A 20,113-nucleotide genomic window follows, 5' to 3' on the forward strand; every position below is an offset into this window, starting at 1 on the left:
TGTTCTCGGCCCTCACGTTCACAATAGATCTTTTCACCTGCCCGATAGGCAATCGCAGCAGTAGCGGAACGCCCTGCTGATCGTGCTACGGTTTTGACTGAAAAGTGGTAAATCGCCATGCCTATTTTCGCTTTTAAATTTTCACGTAGTGAAGTACAACCGTGGATACGGTTGTCGGGGTATTGGGGAGACCCCAATCGTACTTGCAAACGAAGTTTGCATAAGTGCGCTCTTCGAGGAAAACATTACTATACATATAGCACCTTGAATGCATATTCAAGTGCGCTTATGTTAGGGATGGTTTCCCAGGATGATGGTATTGGATTAATGAGCGTTACTGAAACACTAGACAGCAAAATCAAAGCACAGGAAGAAAAGCTAAAGCAGTTAAAGGCTCAAAGACAGGCAGCACTGGCAAGAGAACGTGCTAAAGAGAAAGAACAAGCTCGAAAGGATGATACCAGACGCAAAATTTTAATTGGATCCTGTATGCTAAAGATCACTGAAGATGATGAACAAGCCAGAGCTAAATTAATTGCTCAGATGGATAAGTATTTAACAGATGAGCGTGACCGAAAGCTTTTTAATTTATAAATTTTGAGGGATAAGTAGTGGAAGATCCAACACTTAATAAGTTAATACGTAATACAGAATTATTCTTCGAACATCACTGGAATGTAGACCTATTAGGAAAGCCTCCTGAATGGTCACCAGTACATTTTAATTTTGGAAAAATTCCTAATTACGATAAACAAGGTGTATATGCGTTTGTCAAAGGGGATTTAGTGACTTATATCGGTGTTGGGACTTCTAGAGGTGCTGGCCGTTATCGTGGTAATGGCTTAAGCGCCAGGGTAATGAAATATTGCCGATGGAATGAAGATAAAACTGAATATATTGCGATAGATCCAAGACTGAAAGATGCTGGATCCATCATTACAATAGGCTTTGAGCGTGATACGGCTTATTTAGCAAATGCCCTAGAAGTTTTTCTTATCTCTAAAATCCAACCTGTCCACAATGTGGTTAAAGTTGGTATGTAATTTCGCATAAGAAATTTTATGTTAAATGATTGTTAGAAATGCCCCTTGATCGAGGCATTTTCTATAAAGAATACTAAAAACTAATTAAAGCCAACCAAGTTTCAAAACAAGGCAGTTCTCAGCAATCATATTTTTAAATTATATAACTCCCAACTGAGCTTTTGCTCCAACGATAAGGCTTTCATTTTGAGTTTCTAAGGCAAATAAACCATACATCAAAGGAGAGGCCGCTGCTCTTTCTAAAGTCTGTTCATATAGTTTATTCCAAACTTTACCCCCTAGTTTTTCATACTCGATGATTAGAGTTTTGAGGCTTTCTTCTCCAAACAAAGTTACATGCCCAGCAAAATCAATCGCTGGGTCATCTATATGGGCTGTTGACCAATCAATAACGCCTGAAACAGCTCCATCCTTTGAAGCTAGTACATGCCCAGCATATAAATCGCCATGTATAAATTGGGTGAAATCTGCCCATAGAACATCATTATCCAACCATTTTCTGTAGCGGGTTTCCAATTGCTCACTTATACCAATTTCAGATTTTACTAACTGCAAATTGTTTGCTATTTCAGGTCTTAAATCTGAAGGTTTCATAATTTTCAAATCATTTTCCCGAACTTCTTTTTCAGGAATACTATGGATTTCAAATAAGGTTTTTGCCAAAGATGTTATGTATTTCGGGCTATCTTTGTCCATATTCCAAATTATTTCATAGGTTTCAGCATCCAAATTTAAAACAGGATTATCTTTAAGTATGGGATAAGCCACTAATTCTGTAGATGAAATTCTCCAATCAGGAACCTCTACAGAAAGATGTTTTTTTACCAATTCTAAAATGCGTTTTTCTTTCTTGATTTGTTCCCTCATGCCATCACGACGAGGAATACGCAGCAACCATTGTTGCCCCTTTGTATCAAGAGCAAAAACGACCTTAAAATCAATGCCCATTTCATTGAAATTCATTTTGTCCGTAAGCAACAAGCCGTGTGCTTCAGCAAGTGATTGAATATCTTGAATTGTCATTTTTAATTTCCTTTAAAGAGTTCAATAATTAATGTTCGGATTAGATTGGCTATCATTAACAATCTCTCTCAAAAGTCTTGATGATTTTGTGGTCTTTGATCTCGTAGATAATGTCAGCAATATTATCGACCAATTGCTTGTCATGAGATACGAAGATAATAGTTCCTGCATAGGACTTCATCATTGTTTCTAATGCGGCAATACTTTTTAGGTCAAGATAGTTTCCTGGTTCATCCATAAGCAAAATATTATATTTTCCTAAAAGCATTTTGGATAAAAGCAGTTTGATGATTTCACCTCCCGATAAGTCGGATAAGTTTTTTTGAATATCATTCGCTCCGATCCCCATTGAAGCCAATACTGCACGAATTTCCGCAACTGTGTACTCGCACTCTTCCTGCATAAAGGAGAGCACAGATTTATGCGTGTTAAATTTATATCCTGTTTGTGTAAAGTAGCCAATTTCAGCTTTTGGAGATATGGTTAATCCATCAGCACGTTCTGATATCATTTTTAACAAGGACGTTTTCCCTGTTCCATTCGATCCAGTTATAGCGACTTTAGCGCCAAGCGGTATTATAAAGTTAGCGTCATCAAAGATAGTACGGCTACCAAATTTTAAGCTCAGACCATCTGCCGTAATCGGGAACTTATTGTGCAGTTCTAGGGCTGAACTTTGACGAAAACGAATAGAACGCAAATGCTCTGGTGCTTGAATATCTTCTAATGCAGCCAAACGCTTTTCCATACTCTTAGCTGCCTGATACAGTTTTCTTTGCTTGGTGCCAGTCATTTTTGCATGCCCAAGTCGTCCAGCACTTTCGGTAGAGTTTTTGGATTTTTCTCCTTTTTTCTTATTGTCTAATCGATTAGCTTGCTGGCGTTTTTCTTGCACAGCAGATTCTAATCGCTCCCGTTCCTTCATCATCAGCTCATATTCTACGGCTTGGTGTTGTCGCTCTTCTTCTTTTTGACGCAAGTAATCCGAGTAACCACCCCAATATTCCGTAATTTTACCGTCTTTTAACTCCCATATCTTGTCTACAACCATATCAAGAAAATATCGGTCATGACTGATAACAAGTAATGCTCCATCAAATGCTTTAAGTTGACCAATAAGTAGATCTATTCCATTGAGATCAAGGTGGCTGGTTGGTTCATCCGCTAGAATGCCATGTACTTGTTGGGAAAATGCGGCAGCAATTTTTGCACGAGTTTCCTCTCCGCCACTCATTGTGTCGTTTTGTACATTGGAAACACCAAGGCGAGATAACATTGCCCGGTCTTCGACCGTTTCTATTTCGATTCCGCCCAGTTGGCTGATATGTGCAAAATCACCAAAACGCTGTAATGTCGCTTCGGCTAAAACAATTTCGCCATTAAGTACTTTGAGTAAACTACTCTTTCCTGCTCCGTTATCACCCACAAGACCAATACGGTCATAAGAGTGAATTTCCAATTCATCAATATCCAAAACATCACGCCCAGCATAATCCAAGCGTATGTTTCTCGCTTTAATAATTAAACTCATTTTTATTTACTCCTGTTTAGCTCTTGAAATTTTTTATGCAGCAAACAGGATTTAGGTGAAAACAAAAGCTAGCATCACAGTGTCCTCCCAAAAAAAAAGCTATTCATCCACAGGGTGGACAAATAGCTAGTCAATTAAGTTATAACTGGAAACTATGCACTAAAAGCATACTTATAAATTAAGCATACTTTTACTTTATATATCCGCATATATTCTTAAAGACACAACAAAAGCCCACCATTATAAAATAGTGTCACTATGCAAATAGTTGTGTCTTAACGAATGCGGATAGAATGCATAAACTTACCTAAAAAATAAAATTCAGTTTTATGATAACTTTACTGTTAAAAGAAGTCTAGACAACCTTGTTTTATGCTTGGATATAAGGCTTATTTTAAAATAATAGTAGTGAAGATTTTCTAAAATTAACATAATACACCTTATACGAAATGCTTGATATTTCTCTTTAAATATCATTATATTAACGTAAGCCGTTCTGGAGTATAGGGCACCAGAACGGCTTTTTATTGATTATTCATGTTCCACGATCACTAATTGAGCGATGTTCCACGGTTTTATTCAGTTTTAATAAACATCATCCGGTTTTTTGAGGAGTCATTATTTCAAGTGCTTGCACTGAAATTGGCTCTTCAAAAAACTGGAGTCTTGGCTAACCATATGGAAGGAAAAAGCGGCTTAGGAAGCCTCTCTTCTTCTGTTCTGGTTCAACATGCTCCGGGATAGGAATACGCTTATTGTCTTGCTGAGGAGTAGTCAATTCGTCATAGTTCGTTGCTAGTTCCGACCGAGGATCCGTTGCTATATCCTGTTTAAAGCTCTGATCGGTAAAGGTAGTCATATTGGCTTTTGGTGCTTCTAGTAAGCGCTGCATAGCTTCAATCTGTTCTTGATAAAACGATTCACGTTCTAAAGATTGATTTTCTCTCTGTATTGCCTGATTTAATTGTTTTTCCAGTATGTCAACTTGACGTTTTAGTAAGTCAACTTCTGTCAAGTTTTGACTGTTAATTGATTGACTTTGATTGACTGTATCCTCTTTTTTTTGTGGTTCCCCAAAAACTCTTAGGGCCTCTGAAAAGTCAATTAATCCATCAGATCCTTTAGATAAATTTCCTTTGTTTATATGTGCATATATGGCTTGTCTTGAATATCCATAAAGCTTAGCTAACTCTGAAACTGACAGTTTTTTCATTATGTAAACCAGTTTTCAACTTGTGTTAATACCTGACTGTTAACTTAACAATTTCAATTAACAATGTCATTGAAATCCTAATTTTCTGAGTAAAGGAAGTAATTCCTTAAATTTCTCTGCATCTTGCAGCATGGCAGCTATACGTACAGCAAACTGCTGATAGCTTTCTGTGCCTTGTGAATATTTACTCATCTCAGGAAGCTCTGAGAGCTTGTTGGCGAATAGATGGCGTTGTTTATCTGTTATTTTTGAAAAGAGGTCTAATGTATTCGGATCTCTTTTAGATTCGACTGAATGCGTGGCTGATTTTTTCTGTTTAAAGCTAAATGAAAAACCAGTAATAGATCTACCTGTTTTATGCTGTTCAACTTTGACAATAATATCGGTATGTTCATTTACTTGTTTTAATGCAATGTCTAAAACATATTTTTTAAAATCATACATTCGTTTGTATTCAGTCTCGAGTACACCTATTTTTTGTCTAAAATCATACATAGTTATGAGAGGCGTTTTTCCAGTACTACGCCATGCAATCAATATTTCATATAAACGAACAGCATAAGCACTTGTTAAATTACTTATTTGTTGTATTTCATACTTTGTAAATTGTTCTTCTAACCTAGTAATTAAAGGCACAATAGCAGGGGCAAAAATAAGTCTAACGACAGCTTCATTATCAATATAAGCCACCTCGCTCACCCATCTTGATTTGTGATTAATAGTGTTACCTTTTTCACTAAGACTCTGATAACTGAATTGTCTTGCAAACAAGTCATCGCAAGCATCTTTTAACGCCTGATAAGCCGTATTTCGATGTACACCAAACTGATTAATATAACTTTCAGCATGAACTGTTAGTGGATCATTAGCATTTATCCCTTTACCCGATTCCCTTGCTTCAACAATAGCTAGGAGAATTAACCTCTGTTCAACTAGATCGAGGTTATAACTGGCATTGATTAAGGCGTTATCTTTAACAACTAGTTCTGTTTTCATATGAAAAGATTATATTTTTAATTCAATAAGACGAGGTTATATAATTATCTCGCTTAATGCAAGGTAAACCTCGTTTTAATGCAAGGTAAACCTCGTTTTAATGCAAGGTAAACCTCGTTTTAATGCAAGGTAAACCTCGTTTTAATATCTCTAGAACCATTATGAATAAAGGATTACAGCTTAATTAAAAGCATTTAAAAGCTTAAAAATAATTAAAAGCCCAGGGAGTAAAAAATTGCCCTTGGTTTTCGCTTCGCTCAAACTCTATTGAATCTCGCTTTCGCTCGATTCATCGGGGCAATTTTTGGTTCATATTTTCGTGAATTTGAGAAAAAGCAAAAGCAAGATCAAAAGCAGCTCGGAATTCGCTTCGCTCATGAGCTTTTTTTCTCGCTACGCTCGGTTTAGGAATCAAATTTGGAAAGTTCGCACCCATTCGGGATGCTCTGTAAAGCAGGTGATTGATGGATAGGGAGCTTGTAATCAGGGAAAGGGATGGGCAAATTTTCTCAGTTCGCTCGTAGACACTCGCTCTGTTTAGCGACTCATGCCACGAGATTTCATTTTAGGCGCATGTTGCTGTGCTTTGAGCTGTTGTTCCTGTCTGAGTTTCATCTGTTGTTCTGCTTTGATCTCATCCACACATTTTTTAATGACTTGATAGGATGGGTATAGAGTCTGGTATTGCTTGGCTTTGGCTGGATGTTGTTGTTGGTACTGCTTCCAGGCATGTTCTTTGAATTTGTCATTTTCCAATAAATCCTTCACACCATGTTTTTTCTGGTGTTCATGCTGACCTTTCAGCTTTTTGTGCTCCTGGTAAATCGCATCACGTTGGGCTTCCCAGGCTTTTTTTCCAAACAGTAAGGGTTTGTTCTGAGTTAATTCGTTGTGTTGATCGACCAGGCTTTGCAATTTGTCATGACTTTGCTTGAGTCCGCTTTTCACGATCTCCTGGGCAAGCTGCTGATTGAACTCATTTTGATGTTTGTGGTGCTTGGTCAGGGTTATTTCGGCTTGTTTGAGATTACGCTGCATGAAATCCAGGTCTAGATTCGCGTCTTTTGCGCTGATTTCGCGTTTTAGCACTTTGCCAAGGGTTTCCCTCTGTTTTTCCTCAAACAGGGCTTTTTCGTCAATTGGTGGCGTTTTAGCGCTATTTTTGATTTGGATCTGCTGTTCTGTTTTCAGTGTGCTGAGTTTGATCTCATTTTCAGCAATCAGCAGATCCATATTTTTGCTGTATTGCAGCTGAGCCTGATTTCTCTGTTTGATTTCGTCATTGCTTCGGCTGATTTCGGTCTCAATCCCTTTTCGGCGCAGTTCGGTGACTTTCGGCCCTTCGTGCAGCGTGGCTTCTAAACCATTCTCCTGGTCTTTGTAGCTGCGGTGGTCGACTCGGGCAGTGTATCCAGCCAGATCCAGGTGCATATTGCAGATATTGGCAAAGTGTTCGCGCCAGTGTTCGATTTCTCCACTGTGTTTCTGATCCAGTTCCCGGGTTTTCTCGGTGAAGCCTTCCGGAGTAAGTTTGCGTGTGCTCATCAGGATATGCGCGTGATAATTGCGTTCATCACTACCAGATCCAGTATGCGGTGCATGAATACAGGCATCGACGGCCACCTGATGTCTGTCCACGATACTGGCGCATAGCTCTTCGAGCATGGCCAGGCGTTGTTCCTGATTTAATTCACTTGGAAAAGCGATTTCAAATTCTCGGGCAACTGTCGAGTTTTTTCGGGTTTCCCGTTGTTCAACTTCGTTCCAGAGTCTTTCCCGGTTTTTTAAATGTTCTGGTGCGCCTTCGGGTAAATAAATTTCTTTATATTCCACACCTGTTTTTCGGCTGTAATTATGTTCTCGGCCCTCACGTTCACAATAGATCTTTTCACCTGCCCGATAGGCAATCGCAGCAGTAGCGGAACGCCCTGCTGATCGTGCTACGGTTTTGACTGAAAAGTGGTAAATCGCCATGCCTATTTTTCGCTTTTAAATTTTCACGTAGTGAAATACAACCGTGGATACGGTTGTCGGGGTATTGGGGAGACCCCAATCGGACTTGTAAACGAAGTTTGCATAAGTGCGCTCTTCGAGGAAAACATTACTATACATATAGCACCTTGAATGCATATTCAAGTGTGCTTATGTTAGGGATGGTTTCCCAGGATGATGGTATTAGATTAATGAGCGTTACTGAAACACTAGACAGCAAAATTAAAGCCCAGGAAGAAAAGCTGAAACAGCTCAAAGCTCAAAGACAGGCAGTACTTGCAAGAGAACGTGCCAAAGAGAAAGAACAGGCACGAAAGGATGATACAAGGCGTAAGATTTTAATCGGATCGTGTATGCTAAAAATTACTGAAGAAGATGAGCAAGCTAGAGCAAAACTTATTGCCCAGATGGATCGATATTTAACAGATGAAAGAGATCGTAAGTTATTTAATTTAAATTAGGATTTTTTATGTTTTTCCGAAAAAATGAAGATAAAGAAATTGATCAATATTTCTTTAAAAATGGAAAAGATTCTGTTCTTAAATCTGATGTATACCAACTATTTGAACAGTGTATTGCTTATAGTTATGAAGGTAGAGAGGGAATCGGTATTTGTCAAAGTATTCAACTTGAAGTAGGTGCAGATCCCAAAATATCTATTTATTCTCTACAAATGAAAGAACTTTTTAGAGATGAAAATATATCTCACTTCGACTGGATCAAAAGTAAAAGTAAAGAAAGTATTCTCAATTTTTTGAAGTACGAATAAAAAGTGTTGATATAGCTTTAATTTCGTTCAATTATTAATCATTAGAATTTATATGAGAAATAAATAAGTGAGTAAGGCTTTAGAAATTCTTAAATCGTCAGCACATAGATGGGTAGGTTGGACAGCACTTACTACAGCAGTGGCTCTATCTATTACTCTATTGAATGGTAATAGTAAAAGCCTATACGTGGTATTCAATTGGATTGTGAGCATAGGTTATTGGGAAATAGTATTTTTTGTACCTATGCTGGTTCTTCTATTGAACGTAGCATGCGATTTAAAATTAAACCCACTTGTAATTGACCTATGTGTAGGTTCATCAAAATTTCTCTTAAAATCTTTGTATTCATTCGTCGGTTTTTGCATTGTGCTACTAGCAGCTAATTTAATTTTTGGCGATATGAATTACGCTAAATTCTTTGCGATATCAGGGTTTACAGCATATTTTGTTAGTATCGCTGCTCACTGGATGATATTGGATCTTGAAGCACAATCCAATGAATTGTGTACTGAAACTTATTGCTAAGGTATAGATTTTTTTCGAAAAGAGAGTTTTCTAAAGAAGGCTCTCTTTTTTATGTAAGAGATTTCAAGTTAATAGATTATATATGAAAAAACCCCGGAATCCTGCCGGGGTTTTTCGTATTGGTTCGCTTGGTATAACTCCTGTCGTACCTTACTTTCCTTGTGACTATCTCTTGTTATTATTTTCTGGAACTTCCTGTTCTCTATGTATCCATAATAGAAAATTGCACGCAGGTCGTATAGCCGCAAAGGGCCGGAATTGATGTGAGCATATACGTACAAGACCGACTAAAAATTGCTCCAATTTTTACCTAAACTAGAAGAGTCGAATTCCTTAGTCATGACTAATATTTCGCACAACAGCCATTATGTTAATTGAGTTATCAATTATCAGAGAATTTAAGTTTTTATGAATTTCGAATAAGAGATCTTATCTTAAATGTATATACAATTTGTATATACATTTTTTTTGTTTTTTTACTTGAAATATGTAAAATAGGCTACATTATGATGCTAGGCGTATATATAAATATAAAAAAATTGTATATACATTGGCTTTAGAAAAACCTAGAATGTGTACAGGAGTTGTATTTTGGATTCAGACAATGAAGATTCGGAATTAGAATTTGTTTTCTCAGAGAAGATTAGTTCGAAATTGAGTGATGAGAGTCATGATGTTTCAGAACAAGAAGTTATTGAAGCATTTTTCAATAATGATGGAGGTTCTCTGATCGATGACCGAGATGAACATAAAACTAACCCACCGACATATTGGTTTGTTAGTGAAACAAATAAAGGGCGAATCCTAAAGGTTTGCTATGTATTTGACGGTGATCATACTGTTTATGTCAAGACGGCATACGAGGCGAAACCTAATATAATTCGAATATATAGAAAATATTCGAATTAAATTAGAAGTTTAAGCAGTCCCTACTAGATTAAGAGTTCTGAGGAATTCTTAATCTAAATTGAATCCAATTAAAACTTATATTTTTATTTTCAAATGAAAATGTTTAGCGACATTTTTTGAGAATACACATTCATTCAATCAGATAGGAATGTCAATGAAAACAGATAAAGCAGTACTAGACCCAAAGACTATATTTGACGATATAGAAAAATGGGAGTCTGAAGAACTAGGTGCTGATGAGGCTCATGTTCAATCTGTCGGCATGCCATTAAAACTAAAAAAACTTTTAAATAAATCTCAAGATAGAAAGATGCAACTTGTTTCTATACGACTACCTATAGAACTAATAGATGATCTAAAAGCAATAGGTAAAGTAGAAGGGATGGGTTATCAATCTTTAACTAGAGAAGTTTTGACTAGGTTTGTGGAAGCCGAGAACCGTAAACGTATAAATGATTTAATTTCTGAAAAGAGAAAGTTAGAGAGAGAGTTGCAAGAAATGAAAGATGAATTAAAGCATGTGAAAAAAAGAGCTTAAATTTTTTTTTCTTAAAATAGCAATGAAAAGGGATCAAATTTTTGATCCCTTTTCATTGCTATGAGTAACTTCAAATTTCTAAAGGTAAAGGGAAATAATGGCTACAGATTTATTTGCACAAAGACAATTAGTTGTAGCGTCATTAGACCCTACGACAGGAAATGTAGATAGTTCTAATATCCAGTTGCTTAGTGAATGGCAACGTGGTGAAAGAAATACATCGCTTGTTAATCTTGTTCATGGTCATACTTTATTTGACATCCTTAAGGATGACCTAGGGTTAGTAAGATATGACAATACAGAGCATAGATATTTTCCAACTTTTTTAACGTATAACAGCGAATATGATGTTGAAAGAGACTGTATGCAACTTTTAGGAAAGATAGCAGAGGCATTGATTGTTAAAGCCTGTCATAGAAGTGTCTATGAAAATAGAAATTGGGCAAGATATGCTAGAAGAGGACAAAGACAAGTGTCTCAGCTAGATAATTTTATTGCAGTTGGGACAGGATTACATTCGACATTTAATAGTGTATATGTCACTAAACATAATCCAAATGATACTCAAAGAGATATTTTATGGGTAAATAAAGAACGTATAAATGAACAAATGATGATGATCAATAATCAAAGTAAAAATTCAGGTAATCCCGCAGGCTTGCAGATCAAAGTTAGCCGAGATGGTTTTAACTATGTATATCGAAAAGATATAGCGAGATCTAAATATGAAGTACCATTGGTATACTTTGACTTAGGTAACGATTTCCAAGATTTAGCCAATGCCATTTATCGAGATGATAGAAATGTCGATATTGGTTATGATTTTATTAGAGGCGCTGATATCAACTTTGAGATTCATGAACAGCTCTATTCTTATTATTTCCTTCTTAGATCAATACTTAAGGGTATTTTTCCAATACAAAATCTTCTGAATTACGATGAAGTTCTAAATGTTAGTACTAAGTTAGATCTGCAAGAAATATCAGACAGTTACGTTAATATTTTACAAGTTTAATTTTTCTAAACTTAACATAATACACCTTATGCGAAATTCCCTATTCATGAACCTTTCATTCATCTCTGTAATAGAAAAACTCTTATATGAAAGGCTCGATATCGGAGCCTTTTTTATTGCTTAATTATTTCAAGATAAAAAGTTGAAACTACAATCTTAGTGATATACTCTAATTGATATACATTTAGATTGGGTTGTTTATAATGTTGATGCTTCGATTACCTGTAGAATTAGAAAAACAGTTAGATCAACTGGCTGAAAAGAGTCAAAGAACGAAATCATTTTTAGCCAGAGAAGCTATTTCTATGAGTATTGAGAGCTTAGCGAAAAAATATATACATGAAAACAAAGGATTAAGTGATATGAATATTAATCTATATGAAACTCTCGTTAAGTTTTTTTCTACACCAGTTAATTTAGAAACTGAATCTAGAAAATCTAAATTTATTATGTTTAGTGAGGACGGAAAATTATTTGTTCACAACAACAAAGATAATATTCGCCCTCTAAGCAATGATGAAGTTGATAATTTTTATAAGATTTTTAAGGAAACTGGAAGTCGATCTCCATCAACCTATACCGATGTAACCTTTAACTCATCATATATTCTTGCTGCGGTATCTCATTTAAAAGAACAAGCTATTATTTAAATAGCTTATACACATAAAAAACCCCGGCATCCTGCCGGGGTTTTTCGTATTGGTTCGCTCGGTATAACTCCTGTCGTACCTTACAGTCCTTGTGCTTATCTCTTGTTATTCTTGTATGGAACTTCCTGTTCCCGATGAGTTCATCATAGGAAAATTCCACTGTCCCAGGTAGCCGCAAAGGGCCGAGATTTATGTACGCCAGAGCGTACAAAATAGCCTAAATTTTATCCACAGCAATTGGGGATAGTTTCGCAACCTGGATCCGCATGAAATGGACACTTTCACTCAAATTGATCGTTTTTTAAACAAATTTAATGGCAAAATGTTACAGATTCGCTTAAAAACTCACCAACTTATTACAAAAGCAGATTTTTTGCTTTTTCTTAGTCATGGCTAAATTTTCAAGTGATTGATTTTTATATTAATATACAACTGTACTTCGTATAATCGCCATTATGTTAAATGGATAGTTTTAGTAGCTATAAAAAGTGTACAGATTATGGTGATGGTAGTGTAAAGCCCACTGTTTTGTTGTATCAATTACAGTAAAATAATTGCTATAAATATCTTCAATACTACGTACTTGTTTTACGACTTCCTTCCATGTTGTTTTTATAGTTAATTCTGTATCTGATGTAATAAATACAACATTACTAAAAGCAATTCCTCTTTTAAAGATCCATTGAGTCAGATCCTCATCTTTTTGGTTCAAGTTGTTATATGATTCCTTTAACTTAAAAGAATCTAAAAAACTTATTGGATAAGAATTAGAAGTTGTTAATAAATCTCGACTACATTCTAATGCTTCTATTCCTGTTAAAAATAAAAAATGATTTAAATTAATGAGGTCTGATGTTAAATCTTGATAGTAATTAGATAACTCTTGCCTAGTCTGCCACGAATATTCTTTTTTCATTTAGACCTTTAATTAAGTTTCCCTAAATTTAACATAATACACGTTATACGAAGTTGAAAAATTGAGACTATAGCCTTAATTTTTATGTATTTTTTTAATTTAACACCTAGGCCAGTGCCTAGGTTTTTTCATCTCGTATAACAGCCATTATGTTAAATGGATTTAATTTTGCTTAGCCTTATATTCATTAAATGCTTGAAGCATTTCTTTTTTCTGTTCTTTGGAGGCATCTGTATATGAGTAAAATCTTTCATAATCTTTTCTAAATTGGCTACTTTCAATCCTTTTAGCTAAGCCATCAATAAAACCTTTTCCTTGAGTCTGATACTGCTGAATCGTTTGTTCATCTAAGCAGATAGTTTTCTCCCAAGAAATTGCACTCATATTTATAAGAACATTGAGATATATATTTTCGCTATCCTCATATAGTTCCCAAAAATAAGGTTCTATTTCTATAAGCTGCATTCTACTAGTATTCCTAAACTTTTAATTATTTCTAAAATTAACATAATACACGTTATACGAATTTGAAAAATTGAGACTATAGCCTTAATTTTTATGTATTTTTTTAATTTAATACCTAGGCCAGTGCCTAGGTTTTTTTCATCTCGTATAACAGCCATTATGTTAAATTGATTTAAGAACCTTAGATTGAACAACCCTTAAAGGGCATATGGATCAGAATAGAAAATGGCAAAAAGTGAAGATATATTTGAGTATAACTTTTATAAAATTAAAGAAAATCGTTATCAAGTGATAATTGCGATTTGTATCTATTTTTTACTCAGCATAGGCAGTGTTCTTTTGGGTTTATACATCTACGGATTCGATAAAAATATTATTTGGGGCTTAAACAAACAAACTATAGATAATTTAGCTATGTTGGTGCTTGTAGTATTTTTTATCTTTATTTCACCAATGGTCGGAATGTTTAAGATATTTATGTACTCTAGGCTGATCTATAAATGTGAAGTATTTGGCTCAAAAATTGTTGTTGAAAATCTATTTGGTCAGCAGTCAGAAATAGAACATTATGAAATTTATGAAGGATTTTCTGATTATGTTCAAAGCTATAAATGGCTTTGGCTGAAGGGCGAAAATTATATTAAAGAAGAATTAATAGAGAATAAAGGATGGCATTTCACTGTTAGAGATATGAATACAGGCCTTTTTTACTTAATGACAATTGATCCTAGTAGAAAGCGGGAATAATTAAAAGAACAAAGCTCTATTTACGTTCTCTGATATTAAGATATTCTAAAATTAACATAATACACCTTATACGAAATGTTCTTTTTTATTTTATATAAATCATAAATTTATCGTGTATCAAAAAGCCCAACTCAGCTGAGTTGGGCTTTTTTGTTGATTCTTCATGTTCCACGCTTAATTATTAAGCAAAGTTCCACGGCTTTGATAAGCCCAGGTAAATAATCAGGAAGCCTGGTCTTTTTCTTTTTGGCGTTTGTCTAAGTCCTTCTTCAGGGCCTTTTTATCCTGGTAAGACGCAATCAGCATGATCGGGATCAGGATAGGAGCAACCACAATACCAAGGGCAATATCTTTCAGTTTCGGCATGATCTTTCTCCCTTATTTCTCAATCATTATCAAATACAGCATTCAGCACACGGCCAAATAAACCACGTTTTTTCTTTGTCTCATAATGTATATTTGGTACGTGTCTTAGTGTTTCATTAGGACGTATTTCTAATGTTTCTTGAGATTTATTGATTTCAATATTTTTATTATTATCAATAGCTTCATTTGTTTCATTGCTATTGTCGCATGGTGCATCATTGGAGTGTGTCATTGGTGCATCATGAGATTTTTTTTCTTCAGACTCTTTATGCCCTAATAACAATTGAAAGCGGTCTATTTGGTCTAAATAGCGTTTCTCGCGATCTTTATATGACTCAATCTCCTTTTTCATAAAATCAACAAGCTGACGTAAATCTGCATCATCCTTGGATTGATCAACTTCCTGTTTTTTTTCATACTTTTTGATTGGCTCTCCAAAGCATCGGATGACTTCTGCAATATCAAAAAGACCATCAGCGCTTCGAGATATACGCCCTTCTTTTATGGCTCTATATAACGTAGAGCGACTGACGTTAAAGCGATTGGATACTTCACTTAGTGATAACTTAGCCATTTACTACGTCCTTTTTACTTGATGGCATATATCCCACTTTTTTTAGGTACGGGTATAGTTCTTTTATTCGGTTAGGGTTTTGCAGCATCTCAGCAATACGAATAGCAAATTGCGGATAGCTTTCAGTTCCCTGGGAATACCGCCCCATTTCCGGTAGCTCTGAAAGCTTATTTGCAAACATGTGACGTTGTGCATCAGTCATTTGGGTAAAAAGATCTACCGTGTTTGGATCTCTTTCTGAAGGTATCGAATCAATTTTTTTATGCTTAAAAGTGAATGATAAGCCAGAGATAGATCTTCCTGTTTTGTACTGTTCATATTTTACATTTATATCAGTCAGCTCATTGATTTGCTTTATGGCTGGTTCTAAAACACGACTTTTAAAATTAACCATTTTTTGATATTCATTAATCTCAAGTCCTAATTTTTCTCTGAACTCAGATAAAGAAATAACAGGGGTTTTTCCTACGTTTCTCCAAGCAATTAGAAACTCATATAAACGAATAGCATATTTGCTAGTTAGTTGGGCAACCTGTTTAAGTTGATAGCTCGTAAAGTGTTTTTCCAATCTTGTAATAAGAGGAACAACATCTGGTGCAAAAGTAACTTCTAATGTAGCAAGGTCATCAACATACGCAATTCGGCTAACCCAGCGCGATTTGACTACAATTTCTTTGTTTGTATCTTTATGAATTTCCTTAAAAGAGAACTTTCTTTCAAAAAGATTATTAACTGCATTTTTTAGAGCGTTATACGCTGCTTCTTTGGTGACATCAAAGCGAGAAGCATAATCAGAAGCATGAATCTCTAATTTGCTGTCAGATGAGATCCCTTGGCCTGTTTCTCTTGCTCTTATTATTGATAAAAGGATAAGCCGTTGCTCGGTTACTTCGAGATTATAACTGGCATTAATTAAGGCATTATCTTTTACTACTAAGTCATTCTTCATAAGACTACATAGGTTATAAGTGTTATTAAGACTACATTAGCACTCGATGTAATCAAATGCAAAGAAATTGTAGTCTTATGACAAAGAAATTGTAGTCTTATGACAAAGAAATTGTAGTCTTATGACAAAGAAATTGTAGTCTTATAAACCTTGAAAGCCTTGCAAGAAAGGGCTTTCAGCATCTCTAAAAGTATTTAAAAACTTTAAAATAATTAAAAGCACAGGGAATGAAAAATTGCCCTTGGTTTTCGCTTCGCTCAAACTCTATTGAATCTCGCTTTCGCTCGATTCGTCGGGGCAATTTTTGATTCAAATTTTCGTGACTTTTAGAAAAAGCAAAAGCACTCGGAATTCGCTTCGCTCATAAAACTTTTTATTCGAGCTTCGCTCGATACATCAGCATAAATCTCGAATCGCTTTGCTCTGTTCTTGTTGAGAATAGGCTTATGCAGCTTTGTAATCAGGGAAAAGACTTCTGGAATTTTAATTTTGGGACGTCACTCGTAGACACTCGTTCGGTTCTTAAAAGATAAGCATGAAAACATAGTCTAATTTGCTCTCATTTGCGATTTTTAGCCCCTATTTACCATTTTATAAGTATATGGGTGCTTTTCATTTAAATGAGCCTTAAAAACGCATTTAAAAGCGATCTTCAATCATATTTAAAAAACTGGGTTCTAGCTTTTGAGATTTTTTCATTTTTGATCAGCAGATCAGAATGCACGCTTACGCGTTTCTCTTTAAGAAACTTAAATCAGATATCTTCAATTGGCTTGATTGCACCAGTTTTTAATGTAGTTCTTACTCCTGAATATCATTTAAAAAATTAGTCATGACAAAGAAAAATAGGGGAAATGCAAAGAATTGATTTCTAGGGGGCAGGATAGGCAACAGCCGTTAAAATTGCCATTTTGTCACCCAGACTCTAAAATATAGAGCTGCAAAATATCACTTTGCTTACGGAATTAATCATGACTAAAGACAATAAGATTTCTTTTAGAATTGATCGAGCGGTGCTTGATTGGTGGGAGGCAAAGTGTGAGAAGCAAGGCGTTAAGAAAGGTGAGCCATTTCAGAAAGCTTTAGAAACTGCTTATAAAAAAGAAAATGATCCTGCATTTTCTGGACAGGATTTTTCCTTGCATCTGGATAATGATTTAGCTGAAAAAATCTTTAGTTTGGCCCAGGCAGAGCAGCAAGATCCGAATGAATTGATCATGGAGCTGTTAAGAGAAAAAATTGCTGAAAGGGAGAAAGTAGAAGACACGATCGATGTTTTTGAAAAAACCACACGCAAAGAATTAAGAATTAAACCAAGTTTATTAAAGAAAATTGATGAAAGAGCAGCCCTAAGCAAAATGAAGATGAATCAATATATTCTGTCTGTACTTACCGCAAACGTCACAAAAGATGCTCATTTTTTTGGGCAAGATGAAGCTCATTTGCTAGGAGACTCTAATGGGCAATTATCAGCTCTAGGACGTAATCTCAATCAGATGGCGAAAGCTATGAATCAAGGTATTTATGAGGCATATGACCGTGATTTTGTGGGTCGCATTCATGAACTCATCAGAGCTCATATACGTCATGTTTACAAACTGTTAGAACAGAATAAGAGAAGATGGGAATAAAAGTTTAGTCATGACTAAATTTCGCATAAGAGATTTTATGTTAAACACCACATTAAAAGAGGTGTTTAAAAATTGAAGGCCAGTCAAAGGTAGGCCTTTAATTTTTATTATAATTTTATTCTAAATTTAGAATATTCAGCAGCCTGAGCCATAATGAATTTTTTTCTAAAACTGCTGTATTGGGAGTATCCGATCCATTAATTACACGAGTATTAGAAGAAGTAATTTCAGAATATCTTATTGAGGAAATAACTTGGTTTTGAGGATGACTGTTACTCCCTTTATTTACTTCAGCTAACTTAATTTTAAGATCACCTCTGCCCTTGAGGTAAGGATATATATCGAGCATTGGAAATTTTTTACCTACATTATGCTCAGCAATAAAAAATAATTGAGGCTCAGGCAAGAAATTTGCTGGAAACGTAATCATACTTTTACTATTTAGATTAATTGTTTGATTGAATTTTGGATCAATTAGATAGTATTTTAATTCAGGATTAAAAGGCAACGCACTACTAGCGACTGGAAAGTAGCGAAATACACCGCTTCCTTTACTAACCTTATCTAAAACAATATACAAAGTGTGGCCTTGATATTCAGGCTCAATTTTGACTACTTTTTCGAACTTTAAATTGCCTTCAATCGACTGCTTTCCTGTCGTTGGTTCAAAAAAGATCTGTTTAAGTTGCTCATTCATTGGAATTAAAACGTCAGCTACTAGCTGACCTCTTGTGGTACTACTATTTACAATAGGTACAGGTTTATTAACCTCAGCTTTCCAGCAAGTAATTGTTGAACATAAAGTGAAATTAGAGATATTAATCTCACCCTGATCATTATTGCTAGAAACAGCCAGACTTACTCTCAAACGTGACATCTTATTTTCTTGATTACCCTTATATTTTTCTAAATTTTGTGGTGTAAGCGGGGGGGAAGTAGCAAAAATAGATGTTGAAGATACCAGTAGAGTTAATACAAAGATTTTTTTCATTTTTATGGAATCTTAATAGAATTAATATTATACAAATTATGAGAAATCTAGTCCTTAAAAGGACTAGAAATTGTAATTAAACCCAGTTTTCTAACTTTAATCCATCTATACGCTCAAATTCCTTGATGTTATTTGTGACTAATACAACATCTAAAGCTAGGGCATGCGCTGCAATTAGCATATCCAAACTACCAATTATTTTACCTGTAGATTGTAGATCTTGACGTAGTTTTGCGTAATGCCAGATTGCTTTCTCATCGTAAGGTAAAATATCTAAGGGTGATAAAAACTTGTTCAATGCCTGTTTGTTACGCTCAGAGCCAGATTTTTCAACGCCAAAAGCTAATTCGGATGCTGTTATGCTTGAAATCGCAAGCTGACCAAGCTGGTATTGTTTAAAGCGTTCAAAAACATGCTCTGGCTTATGATTGATCACATAGATACAAATATTTGTGTCTAAGAGGTAAATCATTTGAAATCCTCACGTACCTGTTCGCCCTGATCTGCCCGTTCTAACTTGAATCCAACTTCAAACTCGTTTAGAGCTTCTAGCATTACATCCCAAGGATTGTCGATAGGCATCAATAACACACCACGTCCAAAACTTTTAATCGCTACTTCAGTACCATTAAAACGAAATGCTTTAGGTAACCTAACGGCTTGACTTCGACCTGTTTGAAAGACTTTAGCAACTTCCATTTTTTATCTCCTAATAGGATAGGTATCATTGATACATATCTTATCATTAAATAATTTGTAGCGTGTGATTTGTTGTAATTGGTGAATGACTTTAATCCATATTCTAGATGCCTATCCAGGCCTCATCTAAAAGTACAGAGCATAAAAAACCCCGGCATCCTGCCGGGGTTTTTCGTATTGGTTCGCTCGGTATAACTCCTGTCGTACCTTACAGTCCTTGTGCTTATCTCTTATTATTCTTGTATGGAACTTCCTGTTCCCGATGAGTTCATCATAGGAAAATTCCAGTATTCCGGATAGCCGCAAAGGGCCGAGTTTTATGTACGCCAGGGCGTACAAAATAGCCTAAATTTTATCCACAGCAATTGGGGATAGTTTTGGATCCTGGAAGCCGATGAAATGGGCACTGATTGCCAAATTGATCGTTTTTTAATCAAATTTACTGGCAAAATGTTACAGATTCGCTTAAAAACTCACCAACTTATTACAAAAGCAGATTTTTTGCTTTTTCTTAGTCATGGCTAAATTTTCAAGTGATTGATTTTTATATTAATATACAACTGTACTTCG

At 35.3% G+C, this 20,113-nt stretch carries 24 protein-coding genes and 1 pseudogene; 11 read left to right on the forward strand and 14 right to left on the reverse strand.

What is annotated here, in order from left to right:
- A pseudogene (locus FTV25_RS14350) lies at nucleotides 1-209 on the reverse strand (hypothetical protein); the annotation flags it as partial.
- A 118-nt stretch (nucleotides 210-327) separates the two neighbouring features.
- Here FTV25_RS14350 and FTV25_RS14355 point away from each other — a divergent pair.
- Together FTV25_RS14355 and FTV25_RS14360 are read left to right on the forward strand one after the other, a co-directional pair.
- Entirely contained in the window at nucleotides 328-594 is a 267-nt protein-coding gene (locus FTV25_RS14355) for a mobilization protein (protein ID WP_088749624.1), read from the forward strand.
- 17 nt (nucleotides 595-611) lie between these two features.
- Complete coding sequence (locus tag FTV25_RS14360) at nucleotides 612-1,043, forward strand: hypothetical protein (RefSeq protein ID WP_039090891.1); 432 nt, start codon at nucleotides 612-614, stop codon at nucleotides 1,041-1,043.
- Between the two features lie 138 nt (nucleotides 1,044-1,181).
- Here FTV25_RS14360 and FTV25_RS14365 read toward each other — a convergent pair whose 3' ends face one another.
- From FTV25_RS14365 to mobQ, 5 genes are all read right to left on the reverse strand, one after another.
- Complete coding sequence (locus tag FTV25_RS14365) at nucleotides 1,182-2,066, reverse strand: Mph(E) family macrolide 2'-phosphotransferase (protein WP_000155092.1); 885 nt, start codon at nucleotides 2,064-2,066, stop codon at nucleotides 1,182-1,184.
- A gap of 55 nt (nucleotides 2,067-2,121) precedes the next feature.
- Nucleotides 2,122-3,597, reverse strand: a complete 1,476-nt coding sequence (msr(E), locus tag FTV25_RS14370; protein ID WP_000052512.1) for an ABC-F type ribosomal protection protein Msr(E) — start codon at nucleotides 3,595-3,597, stop codon at nucleotides 2,122-2,124.
- 670 nt (nucleotides 3,598-4,267) lie between these two features.
- Nucleotides 4,268-4,810, reverse strand: coding sequence for a plasmid replication DNA-binding protein (locus FTV25_RS14375; RefSeq protein ID WP_004896925.1), 543 nt, complete (start codon nucleotides 4,808-4,810; stop codon nucleotides 4,268-4,270).
- A gap of 66 nt (nucleotides 4,811-4,876) precedes the next feature.
- Nucleotides 4,877-5,806, reverse strand: coding sequence for a replication initiation protein RepM (repM, locus tag FTV25_RS14380; RefSeq protein WP_068553070.1), 930 nt, complete (start codon nucleotides 5,804-5,806; stop codon nucleotides 4,877-4,879).
- Between the two features lie 537 nt (nucleotides 5,807-6,343).
- Entirely contained in the window at nucleotides 6,344-7,780 is a 1,437-nt protein-coding gene (gene mobQ / locus FTV25_RS14385; protein WP_180004286.1) for a MobQ family relaxase, read from the reverse strand.
- Nucleotides 7,781-7,989: 209 nt separating this feature from the next.
- Here mobQ and FTV25_RS14390 point away from each other — a divergent pair, with 209 nt between their 5' ends.
- The 7 genes from FTV25_RS14390 (at nucleotide 7,990) to FTV25_RS14420 (ending at nucleotide 12,205) form a co-directional block, all read left to right on the forward strand.
- Entirely contained in the window at nucleotides 7,990-8,259 is a 270-nt protein-coding gene (locus tag FTV25_RS14390; protein WP_180004290.1) for a mobilization protein, read from the forward strand.
- 8 nt (nucleotides 8,260-8,267) lie between these two features.
- Entirely contained in the window at nucleotides 8,268-8,567 is a 300-nt protein-coding gene (locus FTV25_RS14395) for a hypothetical protein (RefSeq protein WP_180004284.1), read from the forward strand.
- 67 nt (nucleotides 8,568-8,634) lie between these two features.
- Complete coding sequence (locus FTV25_RS14400) at nucleotides 8,635-9,093, forward strand: hypothetical protein (RefSeq protein WP_180004282.1); 459 nt, start codon at nucleotides 8,635-8,637, stop codon at nucleotides 9,091-9,093.
- A 591-nt stretch (nucleotides 9,094-9,684) separates the two neighbouring features.
- The gene (locus tag FTV25_RS14405; protein WP_180004280.1) at nucleotides 9,685-10,002 is read left to right on the forward strand and encodes an ADP-ribosyl-(dinitrogen reductase) hydrolase; all 318 of its coding nucleotides are present in this window, start codon (nucleotides 9,685-9,687) and stop codon (nucleotides 10,000-10,002) included.
- Nucleotides 10,003-10,156: 154 nt separating this feature from the next.
- On the forward strand, nucleotides 10,157-10,540 hold the full coding sequence (locus FTV25_RS14410; protein WP_218947847.1) for a BrnA antitoxin family protein: 384 nt from the start codon (nucleotides 10,157-10,159) through the stop codon (nucleotides 10,538-10,540).
- 97 nt (nucleotides 10,541-10,637) lie between these two features.
- A complete protein-coding gene (locus FTV25_RS14415; protein WP_180004278.1) occupies nucleotides 10,638-11,555 on the forward strand; it encodes a hypothetical protein in 918 nt (305 codons plus the stop codon).
- 203 nt (nucleotides 11,556-11,758) lie between these two features.
- The gene (locus FTV25_RS14420; protein ID WP_257219002.1) at nucleotides 11,759-12,205 is read left to right on the forward strand and encodes a hypothetical protein; all 447 of its coding nucleotides are present in this window, start codon (nucleotides 11,759-11,761) and stop codon (nucleotides 12,203-12,205) included.
- Between the two features lie 472 nt (nucleotides 12,206-12,677).
- Here the strand turns inward: FTV25_RS14420 and FTV25_RS14425 are convergent, their stop codons facing one another.
- A complete protein-coding gene (locus FTV25_RS14425; protein WP_180004276.1) occupies nucleotides 12,678-13,121 on the reverse strand; it encodes a hypothetical protein in 444 nt (147 codons plus the stop codon).
- Nucleotides 13,122-13,283: 162 nt separating this feature from the next.
- The gene (locus FTV25_RS14430) at nucleotides 13,284-13,586 is read right to left on the reverse strand and encodes a hypothetical protein (RefSeq protein WP_136144098.1); all 303 of its coding nucleotides are present in this window, start codon (nucleotides 13,584-13,586) and stop codon (nucleotides 13,284-13,286) included.
- Between the two features lie 225 nt (nucleotides 13,587-13,811).
- Here FTV25_RS14430 and FTV25_RS14435 point away from each other — a divergent pair, with 225 nt between their 5' ends.
- Entirely contained in the window at nucleotides 13,812-14,333 is a 522-nt protein-coding gene (locus tag FTV25_RS14435; RefSeq protein ID WP_096902852.1) for a hypothetical protein, read from the forward strand.
- Nucleotides 14,334-14,555: 222 nt separating this feature from the next.
- Here the strand turns inward: FTV25_RS14435 and FTV25_RS14440 are convergent, their stop codons facing one another.
- From FTV25_RS14440 to repM (FTV25_RS14450), 3 genes are read right to left on the reverse strand one after another with little or no spacing between them, the layout of a single operon-like run.
- On the reverse strand, nucleotides 14,556-14,699 hold the full coding sequence (locus tag FTV25_RS14440) for a hypothetical protein (RefSeq protein WP_180004274.1): 144 nt from the start codon (nucleotides 14,697-14,699) through the stop codon (nucleotides 14,556-14,558).
- A gap of 19 nt (nucleotides 14,700-14,718) precedes the next feature.
- Nucleotides 14,719-15,273, reverse strand: a complete 555-nt coding sequence (locus FTV25_RS14445) for a plasmid replication DNA-binding protein (RefSeq protein WP_180004272.1) — start codon at nucleotides 15,271-15,273, stop codon at nucleotides 14,719-14,721.
- Entirely contained in the window at nucleotides 15,266-16,222 is a 957-nt protein-coding gene (gene repM / locus FTV25_RS14450) for a replication initiation protein RepM (protein WP_180004270.1), read from the reverse strand. The genes FTV25_RS14445 and repM (FTV25_RS14450) overlap by 8 nt, the downstream gene beginning before the upstream one ends.
- A 971-nt stretch (nucleotides 16,223-17,193) precedes the next feature.
- Between repM (FTV25_RS14450) and FTV25_RS14455 the strand changes: the two genes are divergently transcribed.
- Nucleotides 17,194-17,853: a plasmid mobilization relaxosome protein MobC gene (locus FTV25_RS14455; RefSeq protein ID WP_180004268.1), complete on the forward strand. Its 660-nt coding sequence runs from the start codon at nucleotides 17,194-17,196 to the stop codon at nucleotides 17,851-17,853.
- A gap of 115 nt (nucleotides 17,854-17,968) precedes the next feature.
- On the opposite strand, the gene FTV25_RS14460 is transcribed toward FTV25_RS14455, so the two are convergent.
- From FTV25_RS14460 to FTV25_RS14470, 3 genes are all read right to left on the reverse strand, one after another.
- The gene (locus FTV25_RS14460) at nucleotides 17,969-18,844 is read right to left on the reverse strand and encodes a hypothetical protein (protein ID WP_180004266.1); all 876 of its coding nucleotides are present in this window, start codon (nucleotides 18,842-18,844) and stop codon (nucleotides 17,969-17,971) included.
- Nucleotides 18,845-18,920: 76 nt separating this feature from the next.
- Entirely contained in the window at nucleotides 18,921-19,316 is a 396-nt protein-coding gene (locus FTV25_RS14465) for a type II toxin-antitoxin system VapC family toxin (protein ID WP_005020938.1), read from the reverse strand.
- A complete protein-coding gene (locus FTV25_RS14470; protein ID WP_005020941.1) occupies nucleotides 19,313-19,543 on the reverse strand; it encodes an antitoxin in 231 nt (76 codons plus the stop codon). The genes FTV25_RS14465 and FTV25_RS14470 overlap by 4 nt, the downstream gene beginning before the upstream one ends.
- Nucleotides 19,544-20,113: the final 570 nt, after the last annotated feature.

Origin of the sequence: Acinetobacter sp. YH12249, from assembly GCF_013417475.1 — a bacterium.
GTDB lineage: Bacteria > Pseudomonadota > Gammaproteobacteria > Pseudomonadales > Moraxellaceae > Acinetobacter.

Bases quoted from the DNA above. Each gene is read 5' to 3' on its own strand.
- FTV25_RS14435 (WP_096902852.1), top strand. From the start codon at position 13,812: ATGGCAAAAAGTGAAGATATATTTGAGTATAACTTTTATAAAATTAAA.
- FTV25_RS14395 (WP_180004284.1), top strand. From the start codon at position 8,268: ATGTTTTTCCGAAAAAATGAAGATAAAGAAATTGATCAATATTTCTTT.
- FTV25_RS14425 (WP_180004276.1), bottom strand. From the start codon at position 13,121: ATGAAAAAAGAATATTCGTGGCAGACTAGGCAAGAGTTATCTAATTAC.
- FTV25_RS14460 (WP_180004266.1), bottom strand. From the start codon at position 18,844: ATGAAAAAAATCTTTGTATTAACTCTACTGGTATCTTCAACATCTATT.
- FTV25_RS14440 (WP_180004274.1), bottom strand. From the start codon at position 14,699: ATGCCGAAACTGAAAGATATTGCCCTTGGTATTGTGGTTGCTCCTATC.
- mobQ (WP_180004286.1), bottom strand. From the start codon at position 7,780: ATGGCGATTTACCACTTTTCAGTCAAAACCGTAGCACGATCAGCAGGG.
- FTV25_RS14430 (WP_136144098.1), bottom strand. From the start codon at position 13,586: ATGCAGCTTATAGAAATAGAACCTTATTTTTGGGAACTATATGAGGAT.
- FTV25_RS14445 (WP_180004272.1), bottom strand. From the start codon at position 15,273: ATGGCTAAGTTATCACTAAGTGAAGTATCCAATCGCTTTAACGTCAGT.
- FTV25_RS14470 (WP_005020941.1), bottom strand. From the start codon at position 19,543: ATGGAAGTTGCTAAAGTCTTTCAAACAGGTCGAAGTCAAGCCGTTAGG.
- FTV25_RS14420 (WP_257219002.1), top strand. From the start codon at position 11,759: ATGTTGATGCTTCGATTACCTGTAGAATTAGAAAAACAGTTAGATCAA.
- repM (WP_180004270.1), bottom strand. From the start codon at position 16,222: ATGAAGAATGACTTAGTAGTAAAAGATAATGCCTTAATTAATGCCAGT.
- FTV25_RS14410 (WP_218947847.1), top strand. From the start codon at position 10,157: ATGAAAACAGATAAAGCAGTACTAGACCCAAAGACTATATTTGACGAT.
- FTV25_RS14455 (WP_180004268.1), top strand. From the start codon at position 17,194: ATGACTAAAGACAATAAGATTTCTTTTAGAATTGATCGAGCGGTGCTT.
- FTV25_RS14355 (WP_088749624.1), top strand. From the start codon at position 328: ATGAGCGTTACTGAAACACTAGACAGCAAAATCAAAGCACAGGAAGAA.
- FTV25_RS14365 (WP_000155092.1), bottom strand. From the start codon at position 2,066: ATGACAATTCAAGATATTCAATCACTTGCTGAAGCACACGGCTTGTTG.
- repM (WP_068553070.1), bottom strand. From the start codon at position 5,806: ATGAAAACAGAACTAGTTGTTAAAGATAACGCCTTAATCAATGCCAGT.
- FTV25_RS14390 (WP_180004290.1), top strand. From the start codon at position 7,990: ATGAGCGTTACTGAAACACTAGACAGCAAAATTAAAGCCCAGGAAGAA.
- FTV25_RS14465 (WP_005020938.1), bottom strand. From the start codon at position 19,316: ATGATTTACCTCTTAGACACAAATATTTGTATCTATGTGATCAATCAT.
- FTV25_RS14415 (WP_180004278.1), top strand. From the start codon at position 10,638: ATGGCTACAGATTTATTTGCACAAAGACAATTAGTTGTAGCGTCATTA.
- FTV25_RS14375 (WP_004896925.1), bottom strand. From the start codon at position 4,810: ATGAAAAAACTGTCAGTTTCAGAGTTAGCTAAGCTTTATGGATATTCA.